The sequence below is a fragment of the Polaromonas sp. JS666 genome (assembly GCF_000013865.1).
Classification (GTDB): domain Bacteria; phylum Pseudomonadota; class Gammaproteobacteria; order Burkholderiales; family Burkholderiaceae_C; genus Polaromonas.
The window spans coordinates 1,149,800-1,169,704 of record NC_007948.1; the positions used below are offsets into that span (position 1 = coordinate 1,149,800).

Here is a 19,905-nt window from a genome sequence, read left to right on the forward strand (position 1 = left end):
TCACCAGCTATCGTAAAGATAGCTGGGTGCCGCCGGTCCGGTTCTCGCTTGCTGTCAGGCGGCACTGAGCCGCGGCGTGGCCCGGCGGCTGGCATGCAGCCAGGCGCGGCGCAGCACGGCCGGTGACCGGGTTTCTTCCGGAATCAGCAGGTAGCTTTGCGCGCGCAGGGCCGCACCCATACCCACCTGGCTGGTGAGCACGGTCATCGGAATCGCCAGCAGCAGGGGCAAGCCCACGGGCAGCAGCCAGACCAGTGCGCCGGCATCGATCATGGCGATGCCGGCAGCCAGCAGGGCAATCACCGCGCTCATCGGGGCGAGCTGCGCCAATGCATGCCGCCAGGGCACTGCGGCGGCTTCGCGCGGAGGCGATTTCCATTCCAGCTTCAGGCCTGTCAGCGCAACCGCCACAAACAGCGAATGCGCCAGCATGCGGATGGGCGCCTGCAGCAGGGCAATGAGGGTTTCCAGCAGCGCGCTGCGCAGCAGGCTGGCCGTGCCGCCGTACGCCTGCTGCTGGCGGTTGATCAGCACGGCTGCAAGACCGAGGATGCGCGGTAAAAACAGCATGCACAGTGTCCAGGCCCAGAGCGACACGAGTTCGCCCGGCAGCAGGGCCCAGTCGCTCATCATCGGCGAGCCCGACAGCCACAGCGCCGTTCCCAGCGTCAGGAAGCACAGCCACAGCGGCGCTGACAGGTAGGCCATGGCGCCGGTGGCAAACATGGAGCGGTGCACCGGGTGGAGGCCGGGCTCGGCAATCAGCCGCGAGTTTTGCAAATTGCCCTGGCACCAGCGGCGGTCGCGCTGCAATTCGGCCAGCAAATCGGGCGGCTGCTGCTCATAGCTGCCCACCAGGTCGGCCACCAGCCAGACGTGGAAGCCGGCGCGGCGCATCAGCGCGGCTTCCACGAAGTCATGCGACATGATGCTGCCCGCCATGCCGCCCGTACCCTTGATATGCGCCAGCGCGCAGTGCTGCATGAAGGGGGCGATGCGGATGATGGCGTTGTGGCCCCAGTAGTGCGACTCGCCCATCTGCCAGAACTGCATGCCGAGCGTGAAGAGGCGGCCCGTCACGCGCGAGGCGAACTGCTGCGCACGCGCATGCAGCGTCACATGGCCGATGGCCTGGGTCGCCGTCTGGATGATGCCGGCCTTGGGGTTGGCTTCCATCAGCTTGACCATAGCGACCAGACAGTCGCCGCTCATCACGCTGTCGGCATCCAGCACCACCATGTAGCGGTAGTCCTTGCCCCAGCGGCGGCAGAAGTCGGCCACGTTGCCGGCCTTGCGGTCGGTGCGGCGTTTACGCAGGCGGTAATACACCTCGATCTGCGGCTGCTCGGGGTGGCTGGCCAGCTGGCTGCGCAGGTCTTCCCAGGCGGCCCGCTCGGCCCTGATGATGGCCGGATGGCTGCTGTCGGACAGCACAAACACGTCGAAGTTTTTCACATGGCCGGTCATCGCCACCGACTCGCAGGTGGCGCGCAGGCCGGCGAACACGGTGCGCACATCTTCGTTGCAGATCGGCATGATGATGGCCGTGCGCGTGGCCTCATCCAGCGGGTAGTGCTGCACCTTTTTGGCCGACAGGGCCCGGGCATCTCCGAACAGAGTCACATAAAACCCCATCATGGCCGTCATGAAGCCCGTGACGACCCAGGCCGACAGCAGCGCAAACAGGCTGATCTGGCCATACTCCAGCCAGGCGTTGTCATAGTTGGGCTGCATGTCGGCAAAAATCCAGGTGGCCAGCACCGTGCTCACCAGCGTCAGCACCACAAAGATGGCCCGGCGGCGTTGCGCCGCATGCTGCCAGGGCTCCAGCTTCTCGCGCGGCGACACGCGGTCCGGCCTGCGGGTGGTCAGCCGCACCAGGGGCATCAGCGCGACCGTGCCCAGGCTGTTCCAGAAGCCACGCCATGGACGCGGCACCATGGAGCCGCGATGGATGGGCGGCGCGGTGACCGAGTTCGGGTGACGCTCTTCACGCAGGGTGCTGCGGCGGCCGGGCTGGATCAAGGTGTGATGAGGTTGGTCCATGTTTCACTCAGGGTGTTGCTGTTGTGTTGGAGGAAGGCGCGCAGTTCGACCGGCTGGGCCGGGTTGAGTCGCCGCACGCGCAAGGTCATGCGCCAGGTGCCCGTGGCGGGGTTGCGGTAAGCCAGGCTTTCGAGCACACGGCCGTTGGCACTGGCGGTGGCAATGGCCCGCACGGCGGCGTTCTCGGGCAAGGCATCGAGCGCCGGGCCCGCAAAATCGATGACGTATTGGACCTGCCCCGTGAGGTCGGTTCCCGGCTTCGAAAAACCAATGCCGCGGCGCGATTGCGTCACCCAGCCGTTGGGCGGCAGTTGCTGGTTTTTGCCCTGCCAGGCGATCTGCCACGCCAGGTCCAGGGACTCGCCGGGGGCGGGCATTCTGTCGGGCACCCAGTAGGCCGCCACGTTGTCATGGGTCTCGTCGGGCGTGCCAAACTGCAGGAGTTCCACACGGCCGGCACCCCAGTCGCCGACCGGTGTCACCCAGGCACTGGGACGGAGTTCGTAACGTGCTTCGGTGTCCTCATAGTTGCTGAATGCGCGGTCGCGCTGCATCAGGCCGAAGCCCTTGAGGCTTTTCATGCGAAACGAGGTGACCAGCGGCGAGGCCGGGTTCTGCAGCGGACGCCACAGCCATTCCCCCTCTCCGGTCGCAATCATCAGGCCGTCGGAGTCGTGTACCTCGGGGCGGAAGTCGCCGGGGCGGGGCTGGTTCTCGCCAAAGAAAAACATGCTGGTCAGCGGTGCCAGCCCCAGCGTCTTGACCGGCGTTTGCGCCCCCGGCTGCTTGTTGTCCCGCATGAAGATGCGTGCCTGCACCGCGGTGGTGGTCTGCTCACCCGGTGTGATGTCAAAACGGTAGGCGCCTGTCATGCGCTGCGAGTCCATCAGCGCGTAAACCGTCAGCCGCTTCGCATCGGCCGCGGGTTTTTCCAGCCAGAAATCGGTGAAGCGCGGAAATTCCTCCTTGCCACCGCCCACGGTGTCAACCGCCAGGCCACGGGCCGACAGGCCGTAGCGCTGGCCTGTCCCCAGCGCCCTGAAGTAGCTGGCGCCCTGGAAGACCGCCAGTTCGTCCTTGTACGTGGCCGAGTTCAGGTTGCTGAAAGCGCGCAGCCCGCCATGGCCGAGGTCGCCCCACTTTTCTGGCGACAGGCTGTTTTTTCCGTAATTGAATTCGGCGGGGCGGTAGGGGACCGGTTTGACGCCTTCGGGCGTGATCTCATGGATGCGAACCGAGGCCACCTCCCTGCCGATGTGGAAGAAATTCACTTCATACGGGAGCTTGTCGGCTCGCCAAACCGTACTGGCCGGGTTGAAACGGATGTCGCGGTAACCGTCGTAGTCGAGGTTGGCGAGTTCGGCCGGCATGGCTTGCGTGGCGGGTTTGAAGGGTGTCTGGGCGCGCTCGCGGGCCAGACCGGCGACATCGTCCAGGCTCCAGGCGCGGGCTTGGCCCGCGCCCATTGCCAGCAGGCCCAGGCATGCCAGGGCGGTCAGGCGGGCCCGCCAGGCGTTGCCCCGGTGCGAAACAGGGGCTCCCGAAGGAGCTCGGGAAGGAGCGAAAACTTTGCTGCGACAGAGGCTGAAAAAGGTTTCCATCGTCTGACTAGGGCAAACCCTGTGCCAGTTCTGAAAACCCCTTTTAAATCAAGCACTTGGCCAGAATATCTTTGGGATGGCGGCGCCAGATCCACAAAAGCCGGTCCAAAGCCGCTTTTTTGTCGCCTGAGAGCGACAGCCCGCTGGGTCTGGAAGAAAAATCCCTTTGAAATCAGGCCTCCAGGGCTGTCGCCAGCCAGCGACTGCCCGGCGGCGCGGCCTGCGCCAGCCGTCAGGCAGCGGTGGCGTTGTCGGCCTTGAAATGCCCGGGGGTCAGGCCGTGTTTTTGCATCAGGCGGTAAAACTCGGTGCGGTTACGGTCGGCCAGGCGCGCGGCGTCGGCCACATTGCCATCGGTCAGTTTGAGCAGGCCGACCAGGTAGTCGCGCTCAAAACGTTGCCTGGCCTCTGCAAAAGTAAGTACCTGCACACTGGGCGAGCGCAGGGCGCGCTGCACCAGGGCCAGTGGCACGAGCGGCGTCGTCGACAGCGCACAGACCTGCTCCACCACGTTGTAGAGCTGTCGCACATTGCCTGGCCAGGCGGCCGTGGTCAGGGCCTTGATGGCTTCCGGGGCGAAGCCGCTCAGGCGCTTGTCGTACTTGTTGGCCAGCTTGATGAGGAAATGGTTGGCCAGCAAGGGAATGTCTTCGCGGCGCTCCGACAGCGGCGGCAGCGTCAGCGTCACCACATTGAGGCGGTAATACAGATCGGCGCGGAACTGGCCCTCGGCCATGGCGGCGTCCAGGTCGCGGTGCGTGGCCGAGATGATGCGCACGTCCACCGGGATGGACTGGCTTGAGCCCAGGGGCCGCACCACCCGCTCCTGCAGCACGCGCAGCAGCTTGACCTGGAGGGCCGGCGGCATGTCGCCAATCTCGTCAAGCAACAAGGTGCCGCCATCGGCCGCCTGGAACAAGCCCTTGTGACTGGCCACCGCGTCGGTGAAGGCGCCCTTGACGTGGCCGAACAGTTCCGACTCCAGCAGGGCCTCGGGGATGGCGCCGCAGTTGACGGCAATAAAGGGTTTGCCGGCGCGCGGGCTGGCCTGGTGGATGGCCTGGGCCAGCAGTTCCTTGCCGGTGCCGCTTTCACCGCGCAGCAGCACACTGGCATCCGATTGCGAGATCATGCGCGCTTCCGCCAGCGCTTCGGCCATGCGGCTGGAGCGGCTGATGATCTGGTGTTGCCATGCCTCGGGGCTGCCCCGCTTGGCCGGATGCGAAGGCGCGCTCAGCGCCAGCGCCTGGGCGATCTTGTCGAGCAGGCCCTTGCCATCAAAAGGTTTGGTCAGGTAGGTGAAGACACCTCGCTCGGTCGCCTCCACCGCATCGGGAATGGTGCCATGCGCCGTCAGCAGGATCACCGGCAGCGACGGATGCCGGGCGCGGATGTCGTCAAACAGGGCCAGGCCATCCCGGCCGGGAAGCTGCACGTCGCTCAGCACCAGCTGCGGCCGCTCGATATGGAGCTGGGTCATGGCAGCCTCTGCAGAGGTGACCGCCGTCACGCGGTAACCCGCCGCGGTGAGCCGTATCGTCAGCAGGCGCAGCATGTCCGGGTCGTCGTCAACGACCAGCAGATGGGCCGACGGGGTCGCCGTCGCGGCGGAACTCGTCGAGGAGTCACTCATGGCGTCCCTCTTTCACGGCGCCGCAGACCGGCCGCGGTTGGTGGCCGGTGCCGGGGACGATGCGGGCGCAGCCGGGGGGCGGCTTGCCAGGCTGCGTTCAATGGCCTTGAGCGCCTCCAGCCTTTCATTGGTCTGGTCCAGCTTGCGCTGCACATCGCGCACCTGCTGGTTCTGTTTTTCAAGCTGTTCTTCCAGGCGGCGCTGCTCGCCAAAACGCGAGGCCAGCAGGCGGGCCAGCGGATGCAGCGCCTGGGCTTCCGCGTCCGCATTGCCGAGCACCCGGGCCAGCAACTCCTGCGCCCGTATCAGGTCAGGCAATTGATGAAGCTGGCTCAGGACCAGCGACAGCCGCAACTGGTCGCTCGGGGTGGACGCGTCGCCCAGCCGCGCGACTTCCTGGCCCAGTTCGGCGGGCGGCATCACACGGACCCGCTCGGCGTAGGCCAGCACGCGGACGATGGCGTCGGTCTCGGCCGGCGGGGTCGGCTTGGCCACCGTGACGGTCGGGGTGGCGTTGGCGCGCGCAGCACGATCGCCTGCCGCAGACTGCGCCGCCGTCTGGCCCCCTTGCCTGACATCCTGCCGGGAGGGGCCGGTACTGCAGGCCGCCAGTGCAGCCGCAGCCGCCAGGGCCAGCAGGCCCGCGTGGATGCGGCGTGTGGAAAAGTCAGGATTTGGAAACATGGGGAAGCTCAATCCGCAAGTGTGCACCAGGTTGGTCTGGCAGCAGTTCGAGGCGCCCGCCGTGCGCCGCGATGTATTCGTGCACGATGGACAGGCCAATTCCGCTGCCGCGTACCACGTCGGCGGGTTGCCGCTCGCCGCGAAAGAAGGGCTCGAAAATCCGCTCGCGGTCGGCCGCAGCGACGCCGATGCCCTGGTCGTGAATATCGATGCGGACCCGGCCCGGCAGCGCCACCAGCTCCAGGCGGATCATGCCCCTGGGCGGTGAGTAGCGGATGGCGTTGGACAGCAGGTTGGCCAGCGCAGTCCCGATTTTCTCGGGGTCCAGCTCCATCCGGAGCGGCTCACCCACGACGGCCACCGACAGTTCCCGCGCGCGCCATTGCAGGCGCTGCGCGTCGACCTGCTCCTCCATGAGCTGCAGCAGGTCCAACGTCTGCCTGCGCAACTGGCGCGCTTCGAACGCTGCCGTGTTGAAGCGCAGCAAATCCTCGATCTGTCCCTGCAGCACGCCGGTGTTGTGCTTCAGGATTTGGGCAATCTCGCGCTGGTCATCGCTCAAGGGACCGGCGACGCCGTCTTCCAGCAGCGACACCCCTTCACGCAGGGAGGCCAGCGGCGTCTTGAGCTCGTGCGAGATGTGGCGTAAAAAGCGGGACTTGTCGGCATCCAGCTCGACCAGCCGCAGCCGCAGCCAGTTCAGCCGCTGACCCACCAGGGCCAGGTCTGCCGGCCCCTGGATCGCAATCACCTGGTCCAGCCGGTTTTCACCGAGGCCCACAATGGCATGCTCCAGGCGTTTCAGCGGCAGCGTGAACCAGATGCCAAAAGCCAGCGCCATGACCACCGCCAGGGCGATGGCCCAGCCCACTTGCTGCGCCAGGCGTTGGCGGCTGGCTTCCAGTCGGCCTTCCAGTAATTTGTTGCGCTGCTGTATGGCCTGCTGCACCTGCATCGCGATCGTTGCATTGACCCCCTCCAGCTCGCGAAACTCCTGCGCCAGCTGGCGCTCGCGGTCCAGCGCGGTTGCCGGCGGTCCAGACATCAGGCTGGCGATGGTCTGCAGGTGGGCGCGCCACTGCCGTGCCTTGACCGCCGGAATGCCATTTCTCACCAGGCTGTCCAGCACAGCTGTCGACTCGCGGACCTCGTCATCGAAGCGCTCGCGGAGCACCCGATCGTCCAGTACCACCGATTGCCTGGAGGTGCGTTCCATCGAGACGCTGCGCTCGCCCAGCGACTGGGCCGCGCTGCCCAGTTCGAGCGCGCGGGCTGCGCTGTCACGGCTTTGCTGCGTGAGATCTTCCAGGGTAAACAGCGCGCGCAGCGACGCGGCGCCCAGCAAGGCGGCGATCAGCAGGAACGCGATGACAAGCAGTTGCCGAAACGAAAATCGCTGCAGCATGTGCGTGGTGTATTGGCGCAACCCGTTGCCTCAGGCCTGCACGGCGACGTCCCGCGTCAGGACTTCGCCGCGCAGCGAGCGCTGTGTCGCCTGTGTGATGGTGATGTCGACCATCTGGCCGATCAGCCGCGGCTGGCCCTTGAAATTGACCACCCGGTTGCACTCGGTGCGGCCCATCAGCTCGGTCGGGTCCTTGCGCGACGCGCCTTCCACCAGGATGCGCTGCACCGTGCCCAGGCGACTGGCGCTGATGGCGCGCACGCTGTCGTCAATCGTGGCCTGCAAATGCTGCAGGCGCCTGAGCTTGACCTCGTGCGGCGTATCGTCGTGCAGGGCGGCCGCGGGCGTGCCCGGCCGCGGGCTGTAGATGAAACTGAAGGAGGTGTCGTAGCCAACATCGTCGATCAGCTTCATCATCTTGTTGAAGTCGTCTTCGGTTTCGCCAGGAAAGCCCACAATGAAATCGCTGCTCATCGCCAGGTCCGGGCGGATGGCTCGCAGCTTGCGGATGGTGCTTTTGTATTCCATCGCGGTGTAGCCGCGCTTCATGGCCATCAGTATCCGGTCCGAGCCGTGCTGCACCGGCAGGTGCAGGTGGTTGACCAGCTTGGGCAGCCGGGCATAGGCGTCGATCAGGCTTTGCGTGAACTCGTTGGGGTGGCTGGTGACGTAGCGGATGCGCTCGATGCCGGGGATGTCAGACACGTATTCGAGCAGCGTGGCGAAATCGGCGATCTCGGCCGTGTCACCCATGGGGCCGCGGTAGGCGTTGACGTTTTGCCCCAGCAGCGTCACTTCTTTCACACCCTGGTCGGCTAGGCCGGCCACTTCGACCAGCACGTCGTCAAACGGCCGAGAGACCTCTTCGCCGCGCGTGTACGGCACGACGCAGTAGCTGCAGTACTTGGAGCAGCCCTCCATGATGCTGACAAAGGCGCTGGCACCTTCCACGCGGGCCGGCGGCAGGTGATCGAACTTCTCGATTTCGGGAAAGCTGATGTCGACCTGGGGTTTGTTCAGTCGCGCGCGTTTGGCCAGCAGGTCCGGCAGGCGATGCAGCGTCTGGGGACCGAACACCACGTCAACATAAGGCGCGCGCTGGATGATGGCCGCGCCTTCCTGGCTGGCCACGCAACCGCCCACGCCGATGAGCACGCCTTTTTCCTTCAGGTGCTTGACGCGGCCCAGGTCACTGAAGACTTTTTCCTGCGCCTTTTCACGCACCGAGCAGGTGTTGAACAGGATCAGGTCGGCTTCGTCGACATTCTGGGTGGGCTCGTAGCCCTCTGCCGCATGCAGTACGTCGGACATCTTGTCCGAGTCGTACTCGTTCATCTGGCACCCGAAGGTTTTGATAAAAACTTTTTTGCTCATGATTTGCTATATAAGTGATAGCTTTATTCGCCCTTGCATGAAAGGCGAAAGGGCCGAATGGGGCGAAAGGCTTGTCTGGCGAGGGATTTCGCCGGATTACTGCTTGTAGGCCGGCAGCTGTGTGTAAGGCGTCTTGCCGTTGTCGCTGGGTGCCGCGGCCGTGCCGGTGATGAAGTTGAAAATGGTGTTGGCGGAGCCGGCCCGCTTTTCCTTCGCTTCCTCAGCGGTGAGGATCCAGACCTGCTGCACCTGACCGATGTTGTCGCGCAGGTAGTTGACCACCAGCGCCTGGTTGGTCAGCGGGCCCGGAAGCACAAATTGATTGCTGGCGTCGCGTATGCGCGCACCGGCGGCGAGCCGGTCAGCCTTGCCGTTGATGGATATCTCGGGTACGGCCAGGATCACCATCTCGCCGCGCAGCGCGGCTTTGGGGAACTCCCTGGCCTTGGGTGGGGCGTCATCTGTCTGGGCGGCAAGGCGCGTGCTGAACAGGCCGGCGGCGGCTGTGATGATCAGGACGGCCATCAGGCGGTGGGTGCAGCGGTTCATGGTATGTGTCCAGAGGCTGTGAAAAATAAGGGGGAGGCCGGCAGGCGCCTTGGCGGTTGTGACCGATTCATCGGCGAGACCCTGTTTGCGAGGCTTTTGCAGGCGTCTGCGGTCGGCAGGCAATTCTACCGCACTGTCCGAAAAACTTTATGAATCAACGGTTTAAAGCTCCGACCTGAAGTCAATGCCGCAGATCATTGCCCCAGATATATCCGTGGCGGGGCCCATTTCCGAGGCGAGTCTTTTCACATGGTTGGACACTGCATGGTTGCGAGCTCTGACGTTGACTCTGCTTCCTGCAACCATCGACCTGGGCCAGAGGAGCCGTTCCCTGCGCCGCCAGCTGGCCAAAGAAAAAGGCGGGCCGATCATTGATCGGCCCGCCTTCCTGGGTGTTTGGTGGTGATAGGTGGACTTGAACCACCGACATCAGCATTATGAATGCTGCGCTCTAACCAACTGAGCTATATCACCGCGCGACCGATATTATAGCCGCTTGAAAAGGCCGGTATCAGCGATGGCTGAACACGGGCTTGCGTTTGTTCAAAAAGGCGTCCATGCCTTCTTTTTGGTCATCGGTGGCGAAGGTCGCGTGGAAAAGCCGTCGCTCAAACATCACGCCGTCACTGAGCCCGCTTTCAAAGGCGCGGTTGATCGCCTCCTTGGCGGCCATGAGGGAAATCGGGCCATAACTGCAAATCATCAGAGCCGCCCCTAACGCCTCATCCATCAGTTTGTCCAGCGGCACTACCCGGCTGACCAGGCCGGCGCGTTCTGCCTCGGCGGCGTCCATCATGCGTCCTGTCAGGGTCATGTCCATCGCCTTGGCCTTGCCGACCGCCCGCGGCAGGCGCTGCGTACCGCCGGCACCGGGGATGATGCCCAGCTTGATTTCGGGCTGGCCGAATTTCGCGTTGTCGGCGGCAATGATGAAGTCGCACATCATGGCCAGCTCGCAACCGCCGCCCAGCGCAAAACCGCTCACGGCGGCAATCACCGGCTTGCGAACGCCGCGGATCTGCTCCCAGTTGCGGGTGATGAAATCGTTGTTGTAGACGTCGGCAAAGCCGTAGTTCGCCATGACGCTGATGTCGGCGCCGGCTGCAAAGGCCTTGTCACTGCCGGTCAGGATGATGCAGCCCACGCTGTTGTCCGCATCAAAGCCCTTGAGTGCGCTTCCCAGTTCATCCATGAGCTGGTCATTGAGCGCGTTGAGCTGCTTGGGCCGGTTCAGGGTGATGATGCCCACCTTGCGCGTGTCGGGGCCCTGGGTAGAGGTCACAATCGTTTCGTAGCTCATGGAAAGTCCTTCTTTGTTACCGATTTATCATGCCACGTTCCAGCCGGTTTTCGGCGTCATGCGAGCTTCCCGACAGCGGTGCGGGCGGGACACGCGCTCCCTCGACATGGCGCCTCGCCAACCTGCGTCCACAGCGCCAGGCGTTCAGGGGTTGGGTGCCAGCCACTGGTCGACCAATCCGGCATCCTGGACCGCCAGCCGCCAGGTTGTGAGTGCGGGCGGCATGGCTAGATCCAGCCGCATCAGCCGCTTGTCGCGCGATACCAGCGCAACGACTTTTTTGGCCGTCCCCGCGTAGAGCAGCAGGTCGTCCAGCCGGCTCATGCGCCAGCCGTCCGGTTGGCCGGCATGGCGTGTCCGTGCGCTGCCCGCAGGCTCCAGTCCCAGCCATTCATCGCCAGCCGCGAAACCAGCCTGCTCGGCAACCCCGCCGCGCAGCACGGCCTTGATTTGCACACCCTGACTTTCGCCGACACGCAGGCCCAGCCGCTGCGCCAGCTGGGCAGGCTCTTCGAATACGGCCACGCCGTGCTGTTGCAGCAGTTCTTTCAGGGGAAGCTCGGCCCGGCCATGCACCCAGCGTGCCAGTTCGGGCGCATAGGAGCGGTGACCCAGGGTCAGTAGGGCCTGCTCGAAATCAGCCTCGCGCATGGGCCCCGCCTTGCAGCGCTGCCAGAGCGCGCGCATCACATCGTCCAGCGTCGCGCCAGCGCTGGCGCCTTGTGTTGGCCGGCTCTCGCTGCGCAAGGTCAGGTCAAAACACAGGGCCACCAGCGCGCCCTTGGTGTAGTAGCTCACCGTGGCGTTGGGCGTGTTTTCATCCGGCCGGTAGTACTTCACCCAGGCGTCAAAGCTGGCCTGGGCCACCGACTGCACCAGCCGGCCCGGTGTCTGCATCACCTGGTTGATGGTTTTGTTCAGCAGCTTCAGGTAGGCCGCGTTGTCCAGCAGGCCCGCCCGGCGTAACAGGAGGTCATCGTAATAGCTGGTGAAGCCTTCAAAGAACCACAGCAGTCCGGTGTAGTTCTCGCGGTCGTAGTGGTAGCTGTCGAATTCTCCTGGGCGCAGGCGCTTGACGTTCCAGGTATGGAAATACTCGTGGCTGATGAGGCCGCGCAGCGTGGTGTAACCCTCGGATGGTTTGGGTTCGCCCAGCCGCGGCAGGTCCTTGCGGTTGCAGATCAGGGCCGTGGAGTTGCGGTGCTCCAGTCCGCCATAACCGTCGTCCACTGCGTTGAGCATGAACAGGTAGTTTTTATAGAGGGGTTTTTTGCTGCCGTGCCAGAAACGGATTTCGGCTTCGCAGATTTTTTGGGTATCGGCCAGCAGCCGGTCACCGTCCAGCGTGGCGGCGGCACCGGCCACCACAAAGCGGTGCGGCACGCCGCAGGCGCTGAAGGTACCGCTCCAGAACGTGCCCATCTCGACCGGGCAATCGACCAGTTCGTCGTAATCGGCCGCCACATACGTGCCAAAGCCGCGCTTGTTGACCTTTTGTGCGGTCAAACCAGTGGCCACTGTCCAGTGGGCCAGCGCCTTGGGCGCCGGCAGTTCCAGCACATGCGGCACGTTCTCTTGTCCTTCTGCTTTCAGGCACAGGCTGGTGCCATTGAAAAAACCGCGGTCGGCATCCAGCCAGGCGGTGCGTACCGAGCTGTCGCGGGCATGGACTTCATAGGTCAGCACCAGTGGTGTGGTCGGGTCGCAGCGGATCTGCCAGGTGCATTTGTCCAGTTGCTCCACCGGGACAGGCTTGCGGCTTCCCTGTCGCGCCCCCAGGCATTGAAGGTTTTTTGAGAACTCCCGCACCAGGTAGCTGCCTGGAATCCACACCGGCAGGGCCACCCGCTGCTCGGCGGCTGGCAGCGGGATGGTGAGTGTCACGCGAAAGAGGTGTGCATTGGGATCGGCCACCTCCACGCGGTAGTGAATGGAGGTGGCGGGTCGTATTTTGTTTTTCATGTGGAGGCTTGGCGTGTTGGGCAAAAGAATACTCCACCCTGATGATTGAAGGCAAAGAACTGTGCGGCTTCAAAGCGGACACCTTGAGGGCACCGCGTGGCAGTCAGCCACCCGCAGCCAGCTTGAAGGGGAGGCGCCGTCAAGAACCGGGGGGTGTTTTCGGGGCCCTCCCTCAAGCGGAACTCAGCCAATTGCAGCGCTTGCAGGCAGCCGGGCGCGGTCACTGCGGCTGCTGGCAGGCGTACCGTCTGTCAGGCACGCGTCGATGGCAAGCCTTACTTGGCCTCGGTGAGAAGCTTTTCGACCTGCTGGGCGCTGATGGCGCCCGGCACACGGGAACCATCGACAAAAAAGAGGGTAGGGGTGCCGGTGATCTTGCGCTTTTTCCCGAACTCCAGGTTGCGCTCCAGGACGGTCGTGTCGCAGCTGGCCTTGGGCGCCGGTTGATCCCGAACCATCAGGTCGGTCCAGGCCTTGGCCTTGTCCTTGGCGCACCAGATGTTGCGTGATTTTTCAGCCGAATCGGGGCCCAGGATGGGAAACAGAAACATGTAAACCGTCACGTCGCTGATTTTCTGCAGGTCGCGTTCAAACCGCTTGCAATAACCACAGTTGGGATCTTCAAAGACCGCCATCTTGCGTTTGCCGTTGCCGCGCACCACGGTAAAGGCGTCCTTGAATGGCAACGCGCCAAAGTCTATCGCGGTGAGCTTTTCAACGCGTTCTTCGGTCAGGTTGCGTTTGGCCCGGGTGTCGAACAGGTTGCCCTGCAGCAAAAAATTGCCTTCCGCATCGGTGTAGAAAATCTCGGTTTCGTTGACGCGAATTTCGTACAACCCGTTCATCGGTGTTTTGCTGACTTCGTCGATCTTCGAGAAAACGGGCAGTCTTTCCGCCAGGTTTTTCCGGATGGCGGCTTCCTGCGCCAGCGCAGCATCCAGGCTGAACGCTATCAGGCCCATGACGGCGATTGTTTTTAAGAATTTCATGTTTTTCCCGCGTGATCCTGTTTGTTCCGATTTGGTCCGGTTGGTTCCGGTTGTTTCCGCAACGTCATTTACCTGCGGCCCGCCGCGCAACCCAGTTCTTCAGGAGGGCGCTCCGGGCAAACCCCTTCATGCCCCAGTTGCGCAACGCCTGCCAGCGCCCGTCGGTTTGCGCAAAGAGTCCGTGCAGGCCATCGGTCACGGCGTCCATGGCGGCCACGTCTGCCTTGCGTGCCCTCTCGTAGCGGCGCAGCAGTTTTTCATCACCCAGTCCGCGCCAGTACTCACGCTCCGAAATCACCCTGGCAAGCGCTTCTGCGTCGGCCAGGCCCAGGTTCAGGCCCTGCCCGGCCAGCGGGTGCACGGTATGTGCCGCATCGCCCGCAAGTGCCCAGCCCGGCCCAACCCAGTGCGCTGCATTGGAGAGCGCCAGGGGCCAACTGGCCCGCTCGCTCGTCAAACGCAAGGTACCCGCTTCCTGGCCGCAGACGGCTTGCAGGGCGGCGCAGAATTGCTCCGGTGGCAGTTTTTCCAGCTCGCCCGCACGCTCAACAGGCACAGACCACACCAGTGCCACAGAGGTCCCTGCCGCGCCAGATAAAGGCAAAAGGGCCAGGATGTCGCCATGGGCAAACCATTGGCGGGCGATGCCGCCATGGGGTTTGTCCGAGTCGAGCCGGGCGGCGATGGCTTTTTGGGGGTAGGGCTTGACGGTCCAGTGCGCGCCAAATTCATCGCGGCTGCGACTCTTTTGACCTTCACAGACCACGGTGAGGGCGGCTTTGACTGGCGCCTCCACCAGTTCAATCTGGGGTTGGTAGCGCACCGCCTGGATCAGTTGCTCCTCCAGTGCTGGTACGTCGACGATCCAGGCCAGTGCCCGTTCTGTTTCGCCAGCGTCCAGGCTTTGCGCCGTGAAATCCAGCTTGCCGCCATCGTCTCCCCACACCTGCATCTCCAGAACGGGTGTTGCAAAAGGCGTATCGGGCCAGGCCCGCAGGGTTTCCAGCACCCGCCGGGAGGCGCTGTTCAGCGCGTACGCGCGCACATCGGCTGCGGCCTGCGCTGCGGGCGCCCTGTCGGGCCTGGTGACCAGCGCCACGCGCAAACGCTCGCGCGCCAGCAGCAAGGCCAGGGTGCGACCCACCACACCGTCGCCGCGAATACAGACATCAAAGGGCTTGGACATTCCTCATTTTAGAAGGCAGTGCAGAATTGACGGTTTATGCAGGGCTGGCCGGCTGGCGAACAGCGGGCTGGCGCAGGCGGGAGGCAGCAGGCATTCACGAGCATGCCGCCCCCTTCATCGGTAAGGACTTGACGAAAGTGAGCGATTCTTTGAACCACGCAACGGCGAACACATCTTCGGACCTGGCTGCGGTCATTTCACAGCTGTGGGTGTACCCGGTGAAATCCTGCGCCGGGGTGAGTGTGCAGGAAGCCATCCTGACCGAGACAGGGCTTGAATTTGACAGGGCCTGGATGGTGGTGGACGAAAAGGGCGCGTTCCTCACGCAGCGCGAATTGCCGCGCATGGCGCTGATTCAACCCCAACTCAGGTACCACGACATGGTGCTGCGCGCGCCCGGCATGCTGGCCCTGCATGTCGCGCTGGATGAAGTGGAGGGGCCGGTGCGGGTGCGGGTCTGGGACGATGAGGTCGCCGCTTATGACATGGGCCCCATCGCGGCCCAATGGTTCACCGATTTTCTGGGCACGCCGGCGCGCCTGGTGCGATTTGACCCCGAGCACAAAAGAGTCTCCAGCCGCCAGTGGACCGGCGACGTCGAGGCGCTCAACCAGTTCAGCGACGGCTATTCGCTGCTGGTCCTGAGCGAGGCGTCGCTCGACAACCTCAATGCAAGGCTGCTTGCCTCGGGCGCTGCCGCCGTGGGTATGGCGCGCTTTCGGCCCAACATGGTGCTGGGCAATGCAGACGGCGGCGAAATTGGGCCGCACGACGAAGACCGGCTCGACCTGCTGCAGATTGCCACCGAGCAGGGTTCGGTGCAACTCAAGCCGGTCAAGCCTTGCCCGCGCTGCCCGATTCCCAACATTGATCCGGCCACCGCCACCAGCAGCCCGGAAGTCACGGACATGCTGCAAACCTACCGCCAGGACGCGCGGGTCAATGGCGCACTGACTTTCGGCATGAATGCCATCGTTTTGCGCGGTATCGACCACCTGCTCAGGGTCGGCCAGAAGGTCAGCGCCAACTATCGCTTCGACTAGGGTTTTTTGATATCACCGGTTAGCTGGAACACCATCGCAGGCGTCATCGGGCGGCCGGTGCGGCCCGGAGCCCAGAGCCTGCGCTGGGGCTAACACGCCCGGGCCCGATGAGGCGCCGGGAACGTCCGTTTCCGGGCATCGAATACACTTCTGGATCTGTTTTTGAAGGTTTGTCATGAGTTTGAAGTGCGGCATCGTAGGCTTGCCTAACGTCGGAAAATCCACCCTGTTCAATGCGTTGACCAAAGCGGGGATCGCGGCCGAAAACTACCCTTTTTGCACGATTGAGCCCAATGTGGGCATTGTGGAAGTGCCCGACGCACGTCTGGACGCACTCTCTGCCATCGTCAACCCGCAAAAGGTTCAACGTGCGATTGTCGAGTTTGTGGATATTGCCGGTTTGGTGGCCGGTGCCAGCACCGGCGAGGGCCTGGGCAACAAGTTTCTGGCCCATATTCGTGAAACCGATGCCACGATCAATGTGGTGCGCTGCTTTGAAGACGACAACGTGGTTCACGTGGCCGGCAAGGTGGACCCGATCTCCGACATTGAAGTGATCCAGACCGAGTTGTGCCTGGCTGATCTCGCGGCGGTTGAAAAGGCCCTGCATCGGGTGACCAAGACCGCGCGCTCCGGCGACAAGGAGTCCGCCCGGCTGGTGGCGATTCTGGAAAAATGCCAGGCAGCCTTGAATGAAGCCAAACCCGTGCGCACCCTGGAGTTCAGCAAGGAAGAGCAACCCCTGCTGGCGCAGTTTTTCCTGATCACCGCCAAGCCCGCCATGTTTGTGGCCAACGTGGCTGAAGATGGTTTTGAGAACAATCCTTTCCTGGATCGTCTGAAAGCCTACGCGGCCGAGCAAAAGGCGCCCGTGGTGGCAATCTGCGCGAAGATGGAAGCCGAAATGGCCGACATGGAGGAAGAAGACAAAAAAATGTTCCTCGCTGAAATCGGCCAGGACGAGCCCGGGCTGAACCGCCTGATCATGGCCGCCTACAAGCTGCTGGGCCTGCAGACCTACTTCACGGCGGGCGTGAAGGAAGTGCGTGCCTGGACCATCCATGTTGGCGATACCGGCCCGCAAGCCGCCGGCGTGATTCACACCGATTTCGAGAAGGGCTACATCCGTGCCCAGACCATTGCATATGATGACTTCATCGCCTTCAAGGGTGAGCAGGGTGCCAAAGACGCCGGCAAGATGCGCAGTGAAGGCAAGGACTACGTCGTCAAGGATGGCGACGTGATGAACTTCCTGTTCAGCAGCTGAAACTGGCCGATTGCCGCCCGGCAGGAAATCGTTCAAGCCTCTTGCCATGGTCGTCGCGGAACGAGGGCCGAAAGCTGATTTTTGATGGCCATCGGGCGCTACCCGCCCACCGTACTCACCGGGACTTTTTTTTCCATGGAACCTGTACGCCTCGCCAAACGTCTTGCTGAAATGCTGTCCTGTTCGCGCCGCGAGGCAGAGCAGTACATCGAAGGCGGCTGGGTCACGGTCGACGGCGTGGTGGTGGAAGAACCCCAGTTTCGCGTGCTGGACCAGACCATCGAATTGTCAAAAGACGCCAGTCTGCTGGCCCTCGCGCCGGTCACTTTGTTGCTGCACAAACCGGCGGGCCACGAGGCAGGGCTGGACGCACCGGCAGGCCGCGGCGTTCCCTCTGCCGCCGAGCTTCTGGTTGCCGCCAACCAGTCGCCAGACGACCGGTCCGGCATTCGTCCGCTCAAAAAACATTTTTCCGCCGCTGAACTGGTCACGCCTCTGGCCACGGCGGCCAGCGGGCTGGTGGTGTTCACCCAGGATTGGCGTGTGGCACGCAAGCTTCGCGAAGATGCCGGTGTGCTGGAGCACGAGGTGATTGTGGAGGTGACAGGAGAGATCAAGCCCGGCGGCCTGGAGCGCCTGAATCGCATTGATCACGGTTTCACCTTCAACGGCGTACTGCTGCCGCCGGCCAAGGTGAGCTGGCAAAGCGAGGCGCGCCTGCGTTTCGCGCTCAAGGGCGAGCGGCCCGGGCAGATTGCCTACATGTGCGAAAGCGTCGGGCTCAGGGTGGAGGCCATGAAGCGCCTGCGCATTGGCCGAGTTCCCATGAGTAACCTGCAGTCCGGCCGATGGCGCTACCTGTTGCCCCATGAGCGGTTTTGAGGCGGGGGAGGGTGTTGTTCAGGGGCCGATCACGCCCGGAAACGCCCAGATCAAACTGCCCGTCATCAAAAAGTAGCGCGCAAATTTGCCGATCACCATGTAAGCCAGGCAGGGCCAAAAAGGAAACTTGAGCCAGCCCGCCACCGCGCACAGCGGGTCCCCCACCACCGGCAGCCAAGACAGCAGGCAGGCCTTGGGCCCGAGTTTTTCCAGCCAGCGGACGGCGCGGCCGTGGTGCGAGGAGTGCTGGAACTTGTCCACGACGACATGCGCCTCGTAACCCATCCACCAGTCCAGCGCGCCGCCCAGGGTGTTGCCAGCCGTGGCGACCAGCACTGCCGGCCAGAACATGGCGGGGTTGAGCTTGACGAGCCCGAACACCACGGGCTCGGAACCCAGCGGCAGCAGCGTGGCGGAAATGAACGACACCACAAACACCGTGCTCAGACCGTATTCCGGCAAGGCAAGGAGTTCTATGAGGCGGTGGATCCAGATTTCCATAAGCATTGGGGCATGAGCGTTGGAGTATAGGCAGCGGCCAGCGCAAGTCCTGTAGGCAGGGCGCTTACATATCCGTGTGCAAATTTCAATTGCTGAAATTTTAGGCAGCTACAATCATGCCTTCGGTTTTCCGCAATCAGCGCCCCTCATTTTTTCCATGAACATTGGCCCCTACGCTTTGGCAAACAGACTGTTTGTTGCGCCCATGGCTGGTGTGACGGACCGGCCGTTTCGCCAGCTGTGCAAAAAGCTGGGGGCGGGCTATGCGGTCAGCGAGATGGTGACCTCGCGCCGCGATTTGTGGGACAGCCTGAAGACTTCGCGCCGTGCCAACCATGCCGGCGAGGCTGCGCCGATTGCGGTGCAGATTGCCGGCACCGACGCGCAGATGATGGCCGAAGCTGCGGCCTACAACGTGGACCGCGGCGCTCAAATCATCGACATCAACATGGGTTGCCCGGCCAAGAAGGTGTGCAACAAATGGGCCGGCTCGGCCCTGATGCAGGACGAAACGCTGGCGCTGCAGATTGTGGAGGCCGTCGTCGCCGCCTGCGCCCCCCATGGCGTTCCTGTCACGCTCAAGATGCGCACCGGCTGGTGCCAGGCCCACAAAAACGCCCTGGCGATTGCGCGCGCGGCTGAAAGCGCCGGCGTGCAGATGGTTACCGTGCATGGCCGCACGCGCGAGCAGGGATACAAGGGCTTGGCCGAATATGACACCATTGCCGCGGTGAAGTCGGCCTTGCGCATTCCGGTGGTGGCCAATGGCGATATCAGCAGTCCGGAAAAAGCCCGCGATGTGCTGGCTTACACCGGTGCCGATGCCGTGATGATTGGTCGTGCGGCCCAGGGACGGCCCTGGATTTTCCGCGAGGTGGCGCATTTCCTGGCCACGGGCACGCATCTTGCGCCGCCGCTGGTCGCGGAAGTCAGACGCCTGTTGCTCGATCATTTGCTGGATCACTATGATCTGTATGGCCAATACACCGGTGTGCGCACCGCACGCAAGCACATCGGCTGGTATGTCAAGACCTTGCCGGGTGGTGAGGTGTTTCGCGCAAAGATGAATCTGCTGGAAGACTGCGAGGCACAGCTGCGCGCAGTCGGGGATTTTTTCGAGGCGCTTGGCGACCGGATGGACCGCATTCCGGCAACTGGGGACGCCGGGAGCGGGCCGAGGCAGGCATGGATGAACAAAGATAAAAATCAGGAGGAAGCTGCTGCATGAGCAAAAAACACATAGAAGAGTGCGTACGCACCAGTCTCGAGGGCTATTTCAGGGACCTGCGCGGTACCGATCCCGATGGCATGTACGACATGATGGTCCGGGTGGTTGAAAAACCCCTGCTGGAAGTGGTCATGCAGCATGCCGAGCAAAACCAGTCGCGCGCCGCCGAGTGGCTGGGGCTGAACCGCAACACCCTTCGCAAGAAGCTGGTTGAGCACAAGCTCATCAAATAAGAACAAGCCCTGTACATATCAC

At 63.3% G+C, this 19,905-nt stretch carries 17 protein-coding genes and 1 tRNA gene; 5 read left to right on the forward strand and 13 right to left on the reverse strand.

Features of this window, described 5'->3' with window-relative positions:
- Nucleotides 1-54: 54 nt before the first annotated feature.
- The 12 genes from mdoH to BPRO_RS05560 form a co-directional block, all read right to left on the reverse strand.
- A complete protein-coding gene (gene mdoH, locus BPRO_RS05505; protein ID WP_041388423.1) occupies nucleotides 55-2,046 on the reverse strand; it encodes a glucans biosynthesis glucosyltransferase MdoH in 1,992 nt (663 codons plus the stop codon).
- Nucleotides 2,022-3,512: a glucan biosynthesis protein G gene (locus BPRO_RS05510; protein WP_041389270.1), complete on the reverse strand. Its 1,491-nt coding sequence runs from the start codon at nucleotides 3,510-3,512 to the stop codon at nucleotides 2,022-2,024. Before BPRO_RS05510 ends, mdoH begins: the two co-directional genes overlap by 25 nt.
- A gap of 367 nt (nucleotides 3,513-3,879) precedes the next feature.
- Nucleotides 3,880-5,280, reverse strand: a complete 1,401-nt coding sequence (locus BPRO_RS05515) for a sigma 54-interacting transcriptional regulator (protein WP_011482071.1) — start codon at nucleotides 5,278-5,280, stop codon at nucleotides 3,880-3,882.
- Nucleotides 5,281-5,292: 12 nt separating this feature from the next.
- A complete protein-coding gene (locus BPRO_RS05520) occupies nucleotides 5,293-5,964 on the reverse strand; it encodes a hypothetical protein (protein WP_011482072.1) in 672 nt (223 codons plus the stop codon).
- Complete coding sequence (locus tag BPRO_RS05525; RefSeq protein WP_011482073.1) at nucleotides 5,948-7,369, reverse strand: sensor histidine kinase; 1,422 nt, start codon at nucleotides 7,367-7,369, stop codon at nucleotides 5,948-5,950. Before BPRO_RS05525 ends, BPRO_RS05520 begins: the two co-directional genes overlap by 17 nt.
- Before the next feature lie 30 nt (nucleotides 7,370-7,399).
- Nucleotides 7,400-8,743 carry a tRNA (N6-isopentenyl adenosine(37)-C2)-methylthiotransferase MiaB gene (miaB, locus tag BPRO_RS05530; protein ID WP_011482074.1) on the reverse strand — a complete coding sequence of 448 codons (1,344 nt, stop codon included), beginning with the start codon at nucleotides 8,741-8,743 and terminating at the stop codon, nucleotides 7,400-7,402.
- Nucleotides 8,744-8,839: 96 nt separating this feature from the next.
- Entirely contained in the window at nucleotides 8,840-9,292 is a 453-nt protein-coding gene (locus BPRO_RS05535) for a hypothetical protein (RefSeq protein ID WP_011482075.1), read from the reverse strand.
- Nucleotides 9,293-9,689: 397 nt separating this feature from the next.
- Nucleotides 9,690-9,766 (reverse strand) — tRNA-Met (locus BPRO_RS05540).
- Nucleotides 9,767-9,803: 37 nt separating this feature from the next.
- A complete protein-coding gene (locus tag BPRO_RS05545; RefSeq protein WP_011482076.1) occupies nucleotides 9,804-10,592 on the reverse strand; it encodes an enoyl-CoA hydratase in 789 nt (262 codons plus the stop codon).
- A gap of 144 nt (nucleotides 10,593-10,736) precedes the next feature.
- On the reverse strand, nucleotides 10,737-12,554 hold the full coding sequence (locus BPRO_RS05550) for a M61 family metallopeptidase (protein ID WP_041388425.1): 1,818 nt from the start codon (nucleotides 12,552-12,554) through the stop codon (nucleotides 10,737-10,739).
- 275 nt (nucleotides 12,555-12,829) lie between these two features.
- Nucleotides 12,830-13,543 carry a DsbC family protein gene (locus tag BPRO_RS05555; protein WP_011482078.1) on the reverse strand — a complete coding sequence of 238 codons (714 nt, stop codon included), beginning with the start codon at nucleotides 13,541-13,543 and terminating at the stop codon, nucleotides 12,830-12,832.
- Between the two features lie 64 nt (nucleotides 13,544-13,607).
- Complete coding sequence (locus BPRO_RS05560; RefSeq protein WP_011482079.1) at nucleotides 13,608-14,729, reverse strand: FAD-dependent monooxygenase; 1,122 nt, start codon at nucleotides 14,727-14,729, stop codon at nucleotides 13,608-13,610.
- Between the two features lie 137 nt (nucleotides 14,730-14,866).
- Here BPRO_RS05560 and BPRO_RS05565 point away from each other — a divergent pair, with 137 nt between their 5' ends.
- The 3 genes from BPRO_RS05565 (at nucleotide 14,867) to BPRO_RS05575 (ending at nucleotide 17,921) form a co-directional block, all read left to right on the forward strand.
- Nucleotides 14,867-15,772 (forward strand): MOSC domain-containing protein, encoded by a 906-nt coding sequence (locus BPRO_RS05565; RefSeq protein ID WP_011482080.1) that lies wholly within the window; start codon nucleotides 14,867-14,869, stop codon nucleotides 15,770-15,772.
- Nucleotides 15,773-15,947: 175 nt separating this feature from the next.
- On the forward strand, nucleotides 15,948-17,039 hold the full coding sequence (ychF, locus tag BPRO_RS05570; protein WP_011482081.1) for a redox-regulated ATPase YchF: 1,092 nt from the start codon (nucleotides 15,948-15,950) through the stop codon (nucleotides 17,037-17,039).
- Nucleotides 17,040-17,174: 135 nt separating this feature from the next.
- Nucleotides 17,175-17,921, forward strand: coding sequence for an rRNA pseudouridine synthase (locus BPRO_RS05575; protein ID WP_011482082.1), 747 nt, complete (start codon nucleotides 17,175-17,177; stop codon nucleotides 17,919-17,921).
- An 18-nt stretch (nucleotides 17,922-17,939) separates the two neighbouring features.
- Here BPRO_RS05575 and BPRO_RS05580 read toward each other — a convergent pair whose 3' ends face one another.
- Nucleotides 17,940-18,422: a YqaA family protein gene (locus BPRO_RS05580; RefSeq protein WP_041388427.1), complete on the reverse strand. Its 483-nt coding sequence runs from the start codon at nucleotides 18,420-18,422 to the stop codon at nucleotides 17,940-17,942.
- A 157-nt stretch (nucleotides 18,423-18,579) separates the two neighbouring features.
- Here BPRO_RS05580 and dusB point away from each other — a divergent pair, with 157 nt between their 5' ends.
- Both dusB and BPRO_RS05590 read left to right on the forward strand, forming a co-directional pair.
- Nucleotides 18,580-19,650, forward strand: coding sequence for a tRNA dihydrouridine synthase DusB (gene dusB, locus BPRO_RS05585; RefSeq protein WP_011482084.1), 1,071 nt, complete (start codon nucleotides 18,580-18,582; stop codon nucleotides 19,648-19,650).
- Complete coding sequence (locus BPRO_RS05590) at nucleotides 19,647-19,883, forward strand: Fis family transcriptional regulator (RefSeq protein ID WP_011482085.1); 237 nt, start codon at nucleotides 19,647-19,649, stop codon at nucleotides 19,881-19,883. Before dusB ends, BPRO_RS05590 begins: the two co-directional genes overlap by 4 nt.
- Nucleotides 19,884-19,905 lie beyond the last annotated feature (22 nt).